12 protein-coding genes are annotated in these 13,257 nt (G+C 68.8%); 4 read left to right on the forward strand and 8 right to left on the reverse strand.

From position 1 onward, the window contains the following. Positions 1-67 precede the first annotated feature (67 nt). The 4 genes from E3N94_RS09065 (at position 68) to E3N94_RS09080 (ending at position 4,026) form a co-directional block, all read left to right on the forward strand. Complete coding sequence (locus E3N94_RS09065) at positions 68-661, forward strand: DUF305 domain-containing protein (protein ID WP_134375215.1); 594 nt, start codon at positions 68-70, stop codon at positions 659-661. Positions 662-664: 3 nt separating this feature from the next. After that, positions 665-1,627 (forward strand): F510_1955 family glycosylhydrolase, encoded by a 963-nt coding sequence (locus tag E3N94_RS09070; protein WP_134401987.1) that lies wholly within the window; start codon positions 665-667, stop codon positions 1,625-1,627. Between the two features lie 107 nt (positions 1,628-1,734). Then, complete coding sequence (locus E3N94_RS09075) at positions 1,735-2,964, forward strand: aminotransferase class V-fold PLP-dependent enzyme (RefSeq protein ID WP_158250248.1); 1,230 nt, start codon at positions 1,735-1,737, stop codon at positions 2,962-2,964. Between the two features lie 36 nt (positions 2,965-3,000). After that, entirely contained in the window at positions 3,001-4,026 is a 1,026-nt protein-coding gene (locus E3N94_RS09080) for a hypothetical protein (protein WP_233191368.1), read from the forward strand. Between the two features lie 20 nt (positions 4,027-4,046). Here E3N94_RS09080 and E3N94_RS09085 read toward each other — a convergent pair whose 3' ends face one another. The 8 genes from E3N94_RS09085 to E3N94_RS09120 all read right to left on the reverse strand — a co-directional run bounded on the left by E3N94_RS09085 (position 4,047) and on the right by E3N94_RS09120 (position 13,154). Then, positions 4,047-4,496: a DUF2269 family protein gene (locus E3N94_RS09085; protein WP_134401985.1), complete on the reverse strand. Its 450-nt coding sequence runs from the start codon at positions 4,494-4,496 to the stop codon at positions 4,047-4,049. A 73-nt stretch (positions 4,497-4,569) separates the two neighbouring features. Beyond that, positions 4,570-5,217, reverse strand: a complete 648-nt coding sequence (locus E3N94_RS09090) for a hypothetical protein (RefSeq protein WP_134342761.1) — start codon at positions 5,215-5,217, stop codon at positions 4,570-4,572. Positions 5,218-5,327: 110 nt separating this feature from the next. Beyond that, positions 5,328-6,518: a ferrochelatase gene (locus E3N94_RS09095; protein ID WP_241987095.1), complete on the reverse strand. Its 1,191-nt coding sequence runs from the start codon at positions 6,516-6,518 to the stop codon at positions 5,328-5,330. Between the two features lie 22 nt (positions 6,519-6,540). Beyond that, complete coding sequence (locus E3N94_RS09100) at positions 6,541-7,728, reverse strand: TIGR04053 family radical SAM/SPASM domain-containing protein (RefSeq protein WP_134570108.1); 1,188 nt, start codon at positions 7,726-7,728, stop codon at positions 6,541-6,543. Beyond that, positions 7,725-9,155 (reverse strand): protoporphyrinogen oxidase, encoded by a 1,431-nt coding sequence (hemG, locus tag E3N94_RS09105; protein ID WP_134570109.1) that lies wholly within the window; start codon positions 9,153-9,155, stop codon positions 7,725-7,727. Before hemG ends, E3N94_RS09100 begins: the two co-directional genes overlap by 4 nt. Positions 9,156-9,347: 192 nt before the next feature. Beyond that, entirely contained in the window at positions 9,348-10,763 is a 1,416-nt protein-coding gene (locus tag E3N94_RS09110) for an aminotransferase class V-fold PLP-dependent enzyme (RefSeq protein WP_134419637.1), read from the reverse strand. 468 nt (positions 10,764-11,231) lie between these two features. Continuing rightward, positions 11,232-11,462: a hypothetical protein gene (locus E3N94_RS09115; protein WP_134342759.1), complete on the reverse strand. Its 231-nt coding sequence runs from the start codon at positions 11,460-11,462 to the stop codon at positions 11,232-11,234. A 663-nt stretch (positions 11,463-12,125) separates the two neighbouring features. Beyond that, positions 12,126-13,154: an NYN domain-containing protein gene (locus E3N94_RS09120; protein ID WP_104100603.1), complete on the reverse strand. Its 1,029-nt coding sequence runs from the start codon at positions 13,152-13,154 to the stop codon at positions 12,126-12,128. Between the last annotated feature and the right edge of the window lie 103 nt (positions 13,155-13,257).

Below are 13,257 nucleotides of genomic sequence, written 5' to 3' on the forward strand. Positions count from 1 at the left end.
GGCCTGCGCGGCCCGGCCGCACCCCGGCCCCCGGTTTCTCAACCTTTTGTCAACGAATGGAACACCAATGCTCCGCACCATCCGCACCTCGCTGATCGCCGCCGCCGCGCTCACCACGGCGCTCACCCTTACCGCCTGCGGCGACCCGACCCCGGCCGCCGACGCCCCGGCCGCCGACGGACCCACCGCCACCGCGTCCGCCAACGCCAACGCCGCGGATGTCGACTTCGCCCAGATGATGATCCCCCACCACGAGCAGGCCGTCGCGATGAGCGACGACTTCCTCGCCAAGCACGGCACCGACCCGCGCGTCGTCGCCCTGGCGACCAAGATCAAGGCCGCGCAGGAGCCCGAGATCACCCAGCTGACCGATTGGCTGGGCGAGTGGGGCGCCGAAACGGGCGGCATGTCCGACATGAACCACGGCACCGACGGCATGATGAGCGAGGCCGACATGATGACGCTCGGCAACGCCTCGGGCGCAGACGCCGACCGGGTGTTCCTCAAGCTGATGATCGCGCACCACGAGGGCGCAATCGCCATGGCGCAGACGCACATCGACGAGGGCAGCAACGCCGACGCCCAGACCCTCTCGGCCACCATCGTCGCGTCGCAATCCGCCGAAATCGCCGTCATGACCGACCTCCTCGCCGCGTACTGACCCATGACGACGTCCAGCAGAACCCTCCGCCTCGGCGGCGCCGCCCTGATCACCGTCGGCCTCGCGGCCGCGCTGGCCGGTTGCGCGCCCACTCCGGCTGCTCCGCCAACCGGCACGTCCGCCCCCACCACGGCGGCTTTTGAACACATTCACGGCCTCGGCGCCGACCCGTCCACCGGCAAGACCTACGCCGGCACGCACCAGGGCGTGTGGCAGGTCCCGACCGACCTGCTGCCCGACAGCTACCTGGCCGGCGCGCCGGAGGCCGGGCTCACCCAGCCCACCCTGAGCGATGGCCCGGCCTTCGACGCCATGGGCTTCACGGTGGCAGCGCCGGGCCTGCTGCTGGCCTCCGGGCATCCGGGCTCCGACGAGTCAACGTTGGTGGGCCCCAACGTGGGACTGATCAGCAGCGTGGATGCGGCAGCCACGTGGTCGAACGTCTCTCTCGCCGGCAAGACCGACTTCCACGACCTCGACGCGGTGACCCTGCCGCCGGGAGCCTTGCGCGTCTACGGCTACGACGCCGCCGCCGGCAGGGTCAGCATCAGCGACGACGATGGGGCCACCTGGTCGCCCGGAGCCGCGGTGGCGCTGCGCGACCTCGCCGCCGACCCGGCGACCCCCAACCGGGTCTTCGCGACCACCGAGAACGGCCTCGCCGTGAGCAAGGATGCCGGGCGCACGTTCGCGCTGGTCCCCGGCGCACCGATGCTGTACCTGATCGACGTTCAGGATGCCGCGGCCGGCGGCGGTGTCGTCGGCATCGACCCGGAGGGCGTGCTCTGGCACGAGGAGGCCGGAAGCGGAACCTGGACCCGCGGAGGACAGACCGACGGCAGCCCGGAGGCCTTCGGCTTCGTCGGCGGGAGCGTGCCCTGGCTCCTCGCCGCCGACCGACGCGGGGTCGTCGCGAGCGACGACTTCGGTCTCACCTGGACCGTGCTCGTTGCGGCCCAGGCCTAGCCCGGTGCGACGGATGAAGCTATGACCACCACGCTCCCAGCCGGTTCCCAGCCGCGCCGGGCAGAACCCGCTGCTCGCCTAGAATGAGCCCGAAAGAATTGAAGGACATGAAGCACACTGGGTTGTTCCGGCGCACGCCACCGGTTGCGGTCGAAACCGGCCGTCTCGCCGATTTCGCTTACCTCGAACCCGGCGCGGTCTACCTCGACTCCGCCTGTCAGAGCCTCCGGCCGCAGCCGGTCCTCGACGCCCTGACCGAGTACTACACGGAGTACAACGCCTGCGGCGGGCGCGTGAAATACGCCTGGGGCACCCGCGTCGACCGGGAGGTGCAGGACGCCCGCCGGGCCGTGCTCGAGCTGCTCGGCCTCTCCGGCCGGGGTCACGCGGTCTCCTTCACCCTCAACACGACCTTCGGGCTGAACCTGCTGCTGCATCAGCTGCCGCAGGGCCGGTTCGGGCAGATGGTCACGAGCCACATCGAGCACAATTCGGTCTTCCTGCCCACCATGACGGCGGCGACCCGACTGGGGGTGCCCCGCCTGGTGCTCGACCGCGCCCCCGACGGCGCCCTGGTCTACCGGCCGGCCCAGCTCGAACGCGCGATCGTGGTCGTCAACGTGGCCTCCAACATCGACGGGCGTCTGCTTACCAACCTCACCGACCTGGTGCGCGACACCCACGCCCGCGGCGGCATCGTCATTCTCGACGCCGCCCAGGCCATGGCGCACGAACGCACCCTGCTGGCCAAAACCGAGGCCGACGCGCTCTGCTTCTCCGCCCACAAGATGTACGGCGCCAGCCTCGGCGTGGTCGTCGCCACCCACGAGCTGCTCAGTTCCCTCGAGCTCACCTTCGTGGGCGGCGGCATGGTGGCGGACGTCCGCGAAGACTCCTACGACCTTCTCGCCAACGACCCGGGCGCCCTGCTCGAACCCGGGCTGCAGGCCTGGGGCGAGATCATCGCCCTGCGCCGTGCGATCGAGTGGCTGGGACAGGTGCGCCCTGGCGGCCGGCCCGCGGCCGAGCACCTTCAGGGTCTCTCGCAGCGTCTCTTCGAGGGTCTCGGCGACATCCCCGGCCTCACTCTGGTCAACACCGCGGCCAGCCCGGTGATCAGCGCCTACGCCCCGAAACAGGATTCGCACCGGCTCGCCGTGTTCCTCTCCCAGTCCCACATCATGGTGCGCAGCGGCTACTTCTGCGCCCACCACTACCTGAAAGACCAGCTCGGGCTGCCGCCGCTGCTGCGCTTCTCGCTCGGACTGCACTCAACCACGGCCGATGTCGATCAGGCCGCACAGGCCCTCGCGCGCCTGATGAAAGGCCTCTCCTAAGTGTTCTGCATTGCCGCATTCATCGTTCTCGTTCTCATGGGGGCCGTGTCGGCACGATACCGCCGCTACCTAGGCAGGGCGTGGAACTGCACCCTCCGCCGTGTCACGTTCCGCCCCTGCGACACCACCTTCAAGCAGGACATCAAGGACCACCTGCTCGCGCCGCTGGCGGTGCGCCGTCCGAAGCTCGTCGGCCCGGCATCCGTCGCCCTCGAGGTGGTCGCGCTGCTCGTGGTGCTCACCACCGTCTGGAGCGCATACGTCGTCGTCAAGAGCGGTGTGAACCTGTACGTCTACGGCACCTGCAACAAGCAGGATTCCGCATCCTGCAGCCTGGGCGCCGAGGCCTGCTCGATCCCCGACCAGACGCCCACCTTCGGCGAGTCCCTGCTCTCCGGCGACGTGATCGGCGCCTTCGGCAACGACTTCGCCAGCCTCGGCGAGACGTTCTCGGCGATCCCCTCCCGCATGCAGAACTGGGAGGCCGAGGAATACCTGCCCGCCAACGCCAGCTACCTGGGCGTCTACGACGCGAAGAAGGAAACCGCGCTCGAGGTCATCGACCCCGGCTGCACCTACTGCCTGCAGCTGTTCAACAACATCGAGGAGGCCGGGTTCGACGACCGGATGAACCTCACCTACATCGCCTACCCGATCGCCGCCGCCGACGGCTACAAGTTCCAGAACTCGCTGCTCGTCACCCAGTACCTCGAGGCGCTGCGGCTGAACCCTCTCGCCGACGCCGCCACGCCGGTCGACTGGGAGATCCTGCGCCGGATCTACACGGAAGTCGATGACAAGGGCGTTTCCTGGCAGAGCGTGATCAACGGCGCCGAGCCGGCTGTCGCCACCGCGCTGCTGCAGGACTGGTCGGCCGAATTCGGCCTGAGCCAGGAACAGGTCGCCGACGTGGCATCCGTCGCCGCCTCCGACGAGGTCGCGGACATCATCGCCGCGAACACACGGCTGGTCGAGGAGAGCATCCACACCGTGAAGATCCCGACGATCATCTTCGATGGCCGCCGTCACGACGGCCTGGTCTCGGTGGGCGACCTGGACTAGCCCGGCGAGACTGTGAACGGCTAGACCGGCTTGACCACCATCAGCACGACCACGACCACCAGGAGCAGCGAGACGATGCCCGAGCCCATGGCCACGCGCGAGTAACCGGCGACCTTGGCGCCGGCGACCCGGGTACCGCCGGCGGACTGCTCGGCGAGGAGCTCCGAGACCGACTTCATGGCCGGAACCACCAGGAACAGGCTGAGTACGAGGGCCACCGCGTAGAGCACGATCGACAGCCAGATCCAGGTCGACGCAAGGGAGGCGTTGTCCCTGAAGCCCGCCGCGCCGAAACCGAGGAACACCACCAGCAGCGACAGCAGAGTGAAGAGATTGGTGGACTTCGCCAGTGAGGCCACCTGGCCGGCTTCCCCTGCACGCATGGAGCGCATGGCGGTCATGGGGAGGATGGCCATGGGCCCGACGATGAAGACGCCGGAGACAATGTGCAGGGTGTTGAGGGGTTCCATTTTTCCAGCGTAGGCCCCCGCCGTCCGCTCGCCGGTGCACCGACACGTTTGAGGGGTTGGCGGCCCGCACCTCTCACGGCTGTCGTCTCGAGGCCCGCACCTCGGGGTGGTCGTCGGGCAGGGCGTGCCGGGAGCCGGCGCGCAGCAGCACGAGGTTCTTCCGCTCCCAGTCGAGCACGGCCTGCCGCTGCGGATCGATCGCCCGACCTTCCGCGCAAGCCGCGGCGGCGCGCCCGCAGACGCAGGCCAGCGGCATGCCCTCCACGGCGTGGTGCAGCTGCCCGATCCGCCAGAGCACGGCCATAGCCCAGTCGAGCTGACGGTGCGCGAGCTCGGTCTTCCGCTCGGCGCGCCGCACCAGGTCACTCTCGAGGAGCGCGCGCACCCCGGCGCTCTTCGTGCGGTCGGACTCGCCGGCCACGACGCCGCGCAGCTCCACCACCTGGGCCGTGAGCCCGTCGATCACCGCCTGCTGCTCGGCATCCGCCCCCGCCGACTTCTCGGCGAACTGCCGGTGGTTCTCCTGCTGGTCGGCGTATTGCCCGACCCACAGCTTGATGTGCTCCGCGTCCCGGCGGGTGGCCTTTTCCGCCCCCAGGTGGTGCAGGCAGGATGCGCAGACCACCTGGTCGGTCGCCGAGGTGAACGTGAACGGCTGCAGCGACTGGCAGCAGAAGCACTGCGCCCGGATGGCCACATACAACGGATACGGGTGGGTCACGGTTGGTCCTTCGTTAGCCTTCTTGAGCCCTATCGCCGAGCGTACCCAATCGGTGGGAGGCCGGGGTCACCCGCGGATGGCGGCCATCCGCTCGGCCAGTTGCGCGGGCGTCAGCGGTGCGCCTCCCCCGATGAAGGACCTCCCTGGGCCGCGGGATTTCCTGCTGGGGATGAGGGTTCCGTCCCCGGCCTCCGGGCCGGCCCCTTTTCGCAGCATCCCACCGGGCACGCATCCGTCCATGGTCCGAGCGCGGTGAGCGCGCAGCGTTCCGGGGTCGTTGCCGGCGTCAGTCGCTCAAGCAACAGGTCGACGAGCCCCGCCACGAACGCCGGGTGCAGGCCGGGGGTCGACACCCGGGTAAACCCCAGGTCGTGCGCGGCGGCAGTGGCCGCCGCCTCCGTGTCGAGGTCCCAGGAGACCTCCATGTGGTCGGAGATGAATCCGATCGGCACCACGACGACGGCCCGCGTGCCGGCCGCGGCGAGCACGACGATGACGTCGTTGACGTCAGGTTCGAGCCAAGGCATTTCGGGCGGACCCGACCGCGACTGGAATGCCAGAGACCAGGCCGGGGTGGCGTCGGCCACTGTGTCGTCGTCCACCGCCGCTGAAACGGCGGCCATCACCACCTCCGCGACGGCCCGGTGCTGCGCCTCGTAGGCCCCGCCGGCACCGAAGGATCGCTCGCGTGGGCCACTCTGCTCGGCATCCGCCATCGGGATGGAGTGGGTTGTGAAGAGCACGTGAACGTCGTCCGGGGCCAGGCCCTGCCGCGCGAAGTCGGCGAGGGCGGAGCAGACGCCGAGCACGAACGGGGCGACGAAGCCGGGATGGTCGAAGTAGGGGCGAACCGCGTCGATGCGCACGGCGTCGCCGAGCCCGGTGGCGCACCGCGCCTCGGCCAGGTCTTCCCGGTACTGCCGGCAGCTCGAGTAGGAGCTGTACGCGCTCGTCGTGAGCGCGAGCAATCGGGTGTGGCCGGCGTCGACGGCCGCAGTCACGGCGTCTCGCAGGTACGGAGCCCAATTGCGGTTCCCCCAGTACACCGGCACGAAGGTGTCTCGGGCGGCCAGTTCGGTTTGAAGCGCGTCACGGAGCGCCCGGTTTTGGGCGTTGACCGGGCTCACACCACCCGAGGAGCGGTAGTGGGCGGCCACGGTTTCGAGGCGTGCCTCCGGAACTCCGCGGCCCCGGGTGACGTTCCGTAGGAACGGGATGACGTCGTCCTGGCCCTCGGGGCCTCCGAAGCCGAGGAGGACCACGGCGTCGTACCCGGCTGGCTCCGCGGGAGGCGCGGGCACGAGGCCATCCACTGGCTGGGACTCAGGCACCGACGTGGGCGCCGGCCGCGCCGGGCTGGAACGGGCAGGCCGGGTCTTCCCCCAGCGGATCGCCGCTCGACGCGAACGCGCGGGCTCGGGAGCCCCCGCACAGGTCCGCGTACTCACAGCTGCCGCAGCGGCCGGTGAACTCCGTGGCCCGGATCTGTTTGAGTAGCGGGTTGTCCCGATAGATCTCGGCCAGCGGGGTCGTGCACACGTTCCCGAGGCCGAGTGGCAGGAACCCGGCCGGGTAGACCTCGCCGTCGTAAGCCACGAAGACGATGCCCTTGCCGTCGCGGGTCGACGCGGTCTGCGCCCGCGGCAGGCCCGCGGGCGGCCCCATCAGGGCTTCCAGGCTCGCGGACAGGGTGTTGTACAGTGCGCTCATCGGTGCAGGGTCACCGGCGCGTCGGCGGGCGACGATTCGCCGGAAAAAGGGTGCCTCGACCGTGCGCACGATGAAGCCGTGCTGGGAGGCGTCGAAGAGGAAGTGGCAGATGTCTTCGTGCTCCGCTGGGCTGACGGCCTCGGTCGAGACGCCGCGGCCGACCTGGACGAGGAAGAAGACCTCCCAGATAGCGGCGCCGGCGTTCTTGATCAGGGCCGCGACATCTGCGAGCTCGTCGACATTGGCGCGCATGACGGTCGTGTTGACCTGGACGGTCAACCCCGCCGTGGCGAGAGCCCGGATCGCCGCCATGGTGTCGTCGAAGTGGCCCGGGATCCCGCGCACGCCCTCATGGGTCGCGGCGACGGCGCCGTCAAGGCTGATCGACACCGCCTTGACCCCGCTCGCCACGATCCGTTCGATCATCTGCGGAGTGAGACTCGGCGTGACCGACGGGGACAGCGCCGTCGGCAGTCCAAGGCCGGTGGCGTAGTCGACGAGTTCGAACAGGTCAGGGCGCATCAGGCAGTCGCCGCCGGTGAGCACCAGGATCGGGTACGGCCGGCCGAATCCGGCCACCTGGTCGATCAGGTCTTTGCCCGCTGCCGTGGTCAGCTCGCCCGGTAGGGCTTGCATCGTGGCGCTGGCCCGGCAGTGTTTGCAGGCAAGCGGGCAGGCGCGGGTGGTTTCCCAGAACACCAGCATCGGGCGCTGCGCGTAGTCCGGGCCCTTTCCACGGCGGGCGGTCGGCAGGGTCGGCAACACGGCGGTCTCGCCGAGGGGGATGCTGAGCCCGCTCATGCGGGCACCTCGCTCGCGGGACGCGCATCGGTCAGAAGCTGCGCGAGCTTGTCGGCGGTGCGCTCGGCATCGGCCACGCAGCTGGCCAGCCCGACCCCCCGGTAGGCGGAACCGGTCAGGTAGAGCCCCGGCAGCCGACCCAGAGCCACCTCCACGGCGGCGAGCCGGCCCTGATGGCCGACGATGTACTGCGGCATCGCCTGCAGCCAGCGCTCGATGTGCTGCTCGGTCGGGCGCCCGGTCAGACCCATGGCCTCGACGAGTTCGACGTGCACCTGGCTGACCAGGGTGTCCTCATCGAGGTCCATCCAGCGCTGGTCGCGGCGCCTGCCCACCATGCAGCGGATGATCATGGTCGTGTCATCGGCGAGGTGCGGCCACTTGGCGCTGGACCAGGTGCAGCCGACAATGAGTTTGCCTTCCTCCGGCGGCACCAGGAAGCCCGTGCCGACGAGGTTGTGGGCGACGGCGGAGCGCGGATAGGCCAGGCAGATCGTGGCAACATCGACGTAGGGAATACCCGCCAGCGCGGCGGCCAGGTCGGGGGCTTCCTTGCGCACCATGTCCGCCGCAGCGAACGCGGGAGTGGCGAGCACCACCGCGTCGGCCTCGAGCACCGTGCCATCGCTCAGTTTCACCTCATAGCCGGCGGTGCCGCGCGACACGGAGACGACCGCCGTACCGAGGCGCACATCGTCGCCCACGACGTGGACGGCCAGTGCGTCGATCAACCGGGCGAGTCCCCCACGGAGGGTGACGAGGACCGCACCTCCTGCTCCGGCGGGCTTGGGTGGGGCATTCCGGCGTCGGCGCCGCAGTCCGAGGTAGAGGCTGCGATTGCCGCGGGCGAGAGCGTCGATGTCAGGCGCGGTGCTCCGAGCACTGAGCTCGTCGGCCCTGCCGGCATGCACACCTCCGAGCAGCGGATCGACGAGGCGATCGAACACCTGCCCGCCCATCCTCGGGCGAACGATTTCGGCGATTGTGGGGTCGTCTGGCAATCCCGCCGGGGCCGCCTTCACGAGGTCCAGGGCCGCACGGGCAAGACCGAGCGGCGACAGCAGTCGGGATTTCATCAGGGGCAGCAGCCGATCGGGGATGCCGAAGAGGGTGCCGGCCGGGAGCCGTCGCAGCTTACCGCGCGACCAGATGCGTGCGCCGGACCCGGCGGGGGCCACGACGAGGTCGCTGACCCCGAGATCCTCGATGAGGGCTGCCACCACGGGTGCCCGCACCATCAGCGCGTCAGGTCCGACGTCAACGAGGTGCCCGCCGAATTGCTCAGTGGAGATCTTGCCTCCCAACCGCGCCCCACCCTCAACCAGAGTGAGACGCACCCCGTCGCCAAGCCGGCGGTGCAGGTAGTGTGCTGTCGCCAATCCGCTGATTCCGCCGCCAACGATGACGACCCGTGGTTGAGCGAGCATTCGACATACCTCCAGTTGCCGGTGAATCCGGGGCAACCGGCAACCTGTGGCAATCCTTGTTACTTCGATCCTACGACCGTCGTCTCCAGCGGCCTCTCGCGGGCCGTCGGTGGCGGCCGCCGATCGGAGCACGAATCGCCGCCCGGACCGGGCCCGGGCCAGCCCTGGAATCAGCCCGGACCACGGCCGTATTCACGCCTTCTCATATTCCGTCGGACGGTTGCGCGCGACCGCCGCGCAGGCCCGTTCGACGGCAGCCACGGATGCGGCGACGTCGTCCGCATCCGTCGACCAGTTGCTCACGGAGACCCGCAGCACATCCCGGTCCTGCCAACGCGAACCCGACATCCAGGCGGTTCCCTCCTTGAGTAGTTCTTCCGTCACCCGTCGGGTGCGCTCGTCGTCGCCGAAGCTGACGCAGACCTGGGTGAAGACCACGTCGTTGAGCACCTCGGCGCCGGTGATGCGACCCAGTCCGTCGGCGATGGCCCGGGCGTGATCGGCCAGCCGCTCCACCAGCATCACGGTGCCCGATCGGCCCAGGGAGCGCAGAGCCGCCCAGACCGGAACACCGCGCGCCCGGCGCGACAGCTCGGGCACCTTTTCGTAGGGGTCACCCGGACCGGTCTCGTCGGCGAACAGGTAGCTCGTGTGCACCCCGAAGGTGGACCGCAGCTCGGCGGGCCTGGCCACGATGGCCATGCCACAGTCGTAGGGCACTTGGAGTGTCTTGTGCGCGTCGGTGGCCCAGGAATCGGCGGTGTCGAGGCCTGCCAGCTGCTCGCGGTAGCGCGGGCTCACTGCGGCCCAGAGGCCGAAGGCGCCGTCGACGTGCACCCAGGCACCATGCTGGTGGGCGAGGTCGGTGAGTTCACCGACCGGGTCGAAGGCGCCGGAGTGCACATTGCCGGCCTGAAGGCAGACGATCGCGGGGCCAGTGCCCTGGTTGAGCGCGGCCGCCAGGGCCTCGGGGAGCATGCGGCCCTGGTCGTCGGCCGGGACGACAATGGGGGCGCCGAGTCCCAGGTAGCGCAGGGCCAGGTCAATCACCGCGTGGCGCTCATCGCCCACGTAGACGGCGACGCGGGGCGCCCCGGCCAGACCGGCGATCGCGACGTCCCAGCCGGCGCCGCCGAGCACATGATCGCGTCCGGCCGCCAAACCTACGAAGTTCGCCATGGTGGCCCCGGTGGTGAAGCCCACGTCGGCGCCGTCCGGCAGACCCAGCAGATCGAGGATCCAGCCGCCGGCGGCCTCCTCGGCGGCGGCCGTGGCCGGGGTCGCGAAGCGCATGCCGGCGTTCTGGTCCCACGCGCTGACCAGCCAGTCGGCTGCCAGGGCTGCCGGCAACGTGCCGCCGATCACCCAGCCGAAAAAGCGGCCGGACGTCATCGCCATCAGCCCCGGTTCGGCCAGCCGGGCCAGCTCGTCGATCACCTCCGCCGGGTCCGTCGGCTGCAGCGGCAGCGGCGCTGCGAAGCCCGCGGCGAGGGTGTCGGCGTCGACGCGTGGCCCCACGGGCCGGGTGGGCAGGGAGGAGAGCCAGTCCAGGGCATGGGCTTTCGCTCGCTCCAGGGCCTGACGATAGTCATCCGGGTCAGCAGACATGCCGAGATTTTATGCCCGCCGGGAGACCACCGAAAGAGCGCTGTTTTCCGGGCGCGGGTCGTCGCTGGCGAGGATGACCCATCGGAGGCGATCGCGACCCCCGTCCCGGCTCCGACGGCGATGCCCCCGTCGGCCTGCGTCGGCGAACACGCGGTCGATGCCCGGTTCCGCGGCGACCGGCCGGTTTTGTTCCGAAATGGGGGCTCGTCCAGCCGAAATTCAGCCCATCCGCCGTACCGTGGTCAATGGAGTTCCCCCACTCCAAACGAATCGGCCCCGGCAGATTCCTCGCCTCCCCCCAGGCGCGGTGAAGCCGGGGCTTTTTCGCGGCGGTCAGCGAACTCCCTTGAACAAATCACGGCCGATCGGCTCTCGCGACCGCTCTGAGACTCAGAGTCGCACTTCCCCCGGTTGGGGCGGCTCTGGGGTGACGCGCAGACCGGCGGGTGTGTTCGAGATGCGGACGAGTTACTCCACCCTTGCCCGGTTCAGGAGAGGCTCTTTGCTGCCTTGAAAGTTGAACTGCAACGGGATGGTGGGGTGGATCCAGATGGAGCTGTGGCCGCTGCCAGCCGCCGCCGTGTACTCCCAGGAGAAAGAGAAGCTCTCCCCTCGACGCACCTTGGCGAGGATGACGATCTTGAGCTGCGAGACCCCGATCATCGAACTCGACAATGACAGAGGGATTTCCGTAGACAAATTCGCCCATGATTATTGTCCGAGTCCCACGTCGATGTCGCCCATCATGGCATCGAAGTCCTTCGCTGTTGCCTCTGCGTCCCCGTTTTTTTCCACAGTTCCCTTGATGCCCACTTCCGGCAGCTGCGGAACGGGAAAACGACGTGCCTCCTCTTCTTCACCGTCGCCGACATCGGCGATATCCCTGGCCCCGAAGCCACGGCGGGTGTTGTTCGGGGCGCTCCAGCGCCCTGCACGGAGCAGAAGGCCCCTTGCGCGAAGCGTAGGGGGCCTCCTGTACGGACGCCGCGTCAAGGGCAGATCCGGTCCGTGCACCGAGTCAGTTAGCGGCGGTTGTCGCGCTCGTCACGGTCGTGGTTCTCACGGCTTCCCGATTTGGCCAGCCGCGGCTAATCATGTAACCGATGGTGAGGAGCGTGGCGGACAGACAGGCGGAGCTGGCCCCGAAACCCTGCCCGTCGTCCCCGTTATCGACCATGGCGGAAGCGATGAACGCGCGACGAGAATCAGCATTCAGGCGATGAATTCGGTCGTCTTGAAAGCAGCCTTCGTCTCGGTCGAAACGCTCACGGGCTCAGATCACACCGCTGTCTGTGTTCGACGGAACCTGGTTCTGACACACCACGCGTTGCTCCTGCTCGGCGCCGGACCGCACGGACCGACTCAGCGTCCGGCGTTGGCCTCCGGGCGCAGACGGATGAGCCGATGCGGGCCATCTTCCTGCAGCTCGGCCACCTCGCTGCGCGAGGAGAGGAAGTCGGTGAAGGAACGGAAGCCGAGCGGTTTTTCGTTGAACGAGGGGTCCATCCGGCGCATCTGGTTCTTTACCGTGCCGGTGTTCAGCCACTCGTCGTCGTCGCCCTTTGCGTGCCCGATCTGCAGGGCACGCACGAGGAGCTCCGACGCGATTGTCTGAGGGTCGATGTCCTCGGCCGGTTCCGGCTCCGGCTCGTCGAATTGCGAACTTGTGGTGTGCGAGAACATCGGGATCGTCGTCAGGGTGCGGGCTTTGACGGGCACCGTCTTGGGTGGCACGGTCGCGGGTTCTGCGGCCTTCCTGCCCGACGGGGGCTTCTGCACGAGCGCCACGGGGGCGGGCGCGGCGGCGGCGACCTTCGCTATGCCGGGGAGAGAGTCATAGTCTTCGAATTCGTCGCACGCAGCCGCGAGGGAGGTGCTGGTCGACCCGGCCACTCCAATGCCCACCACGAAGCGACCGAGACGTTTCGACTTCTGGGCGAGGGCGATGTAATCCGAGTCACCGGCGACGATGATGACGTGGGTGAGGTCGGGCAGCCGGAAGAGGTCTTCGACCACGTCGACGGCAAGACGGATGTCCGCCCCGTTCTTCGTTCCCCGCGTGGTCGTGGTGAATAGCTGGGTGAGGTCAACCGCTCGGGACATGAGCTGGCGTTGGTAGCTCGCATTCACGGGCACGGACCAGTCGGCGTACGCGCGATTGACAACCAGCGTGCCGAACGACGCGGCGAAATCAATGATCGCGTTGAAGTCGACCGTCGCGGCGTTCAGCTTCGCGGCAACCTCGGGCTCGGCATCCGCGCTCGATCTGTCGAAATTACGGATGCCATCGCGCTGGAAGGCATTTCGTCCGTGTAGTTGCTGATAGCGAGAGACGACGATGTTGTCGAAGTCGATGTAGAGGCCGACGCGTGCATCATTCGGTTCAGTCATGGTGGGTTCCTTAGCTACCGGGCGGACGAATCAGTCGCAACCCCAGACTCAAGTCTGCTGCGCACGATGCGACGACGGCAACTCGCGGAATCGACTGCGGCGC

Source organism: Cryobacterium sp. Sr3, assembly GCF_004402835.1.
GTDB lineage: Bacteria > Actinomycetota > Actinomycetes > Actinomycetales > Microbacteriaceae > Cryobacterium > Cryobacterium sandaracinum.

Bases quoted from the DNA above. Each gene is read 5' to 3' on its own strand.
- E3N94_RS09065 (WP_134375215.1), top strand. From the start codon at position 68: ATGCTCCGCACCATCCGCACCTCGCTGATCGCCGCCGCCGCGCTCACC.
- E3N94_RS09070 (WP_134401987.1), top strand. From the start codon at position 665: ATGACGACGTCCAGCAGAACCCTCCGCCTCGGCGGCGCCGCCCTGATC.
- E3N94_RS09075 (WP_158250248.1), top strand. From the start codon at position 1,735: ATGAAGCACACTGGGTTGTTCCGGCGCACGCCACCGGTTGCGGTCGAA.
- E3N94_RS09080 (WP_233191368.1), top strand. From the start codon at position 3,001: ATGGGGGCCGTGTCGGCACGATACCGCCGCTACCTAGGCAGGGCGTGG.
- E3N94_RS09085 (WP_134401985.1), bottom strand. From the start codon at position 4,496: ATGGAACCCCTCAACACCCTGCACATTGTCTCCGGCGTCTTCATCGTC.
- E3N94_RS09100 (WP_134570108.1), bottom strand. From the start codon at position 7,728: ATGAGCGGGCTCAGCATCCCCCTCGGCGAGACCGCCGTGTTGCCGACC.
- hemG (WP_134570109.1), bottom strand. From the start codon at position 9,155: ATGCTCGCTCAACCACGGGTCGTCATCGTTGGCGGCGGAATCAGCGGA.
- E3N94_RS09110 (WP_134419637.1), bottom strand. From the start codon at position 10,763: ATGTCTGCTGACCCGGATGACTATCGTCAGGCCCTGGAGCGAGCGAAA.
- E3N94_RS09120 (WP_104100603.1), bottom strand. From the start codon at position 13,154: ATGACTGAACCGAATGATGCACGCGTCGGCCTCTACATCGACTTCGAC.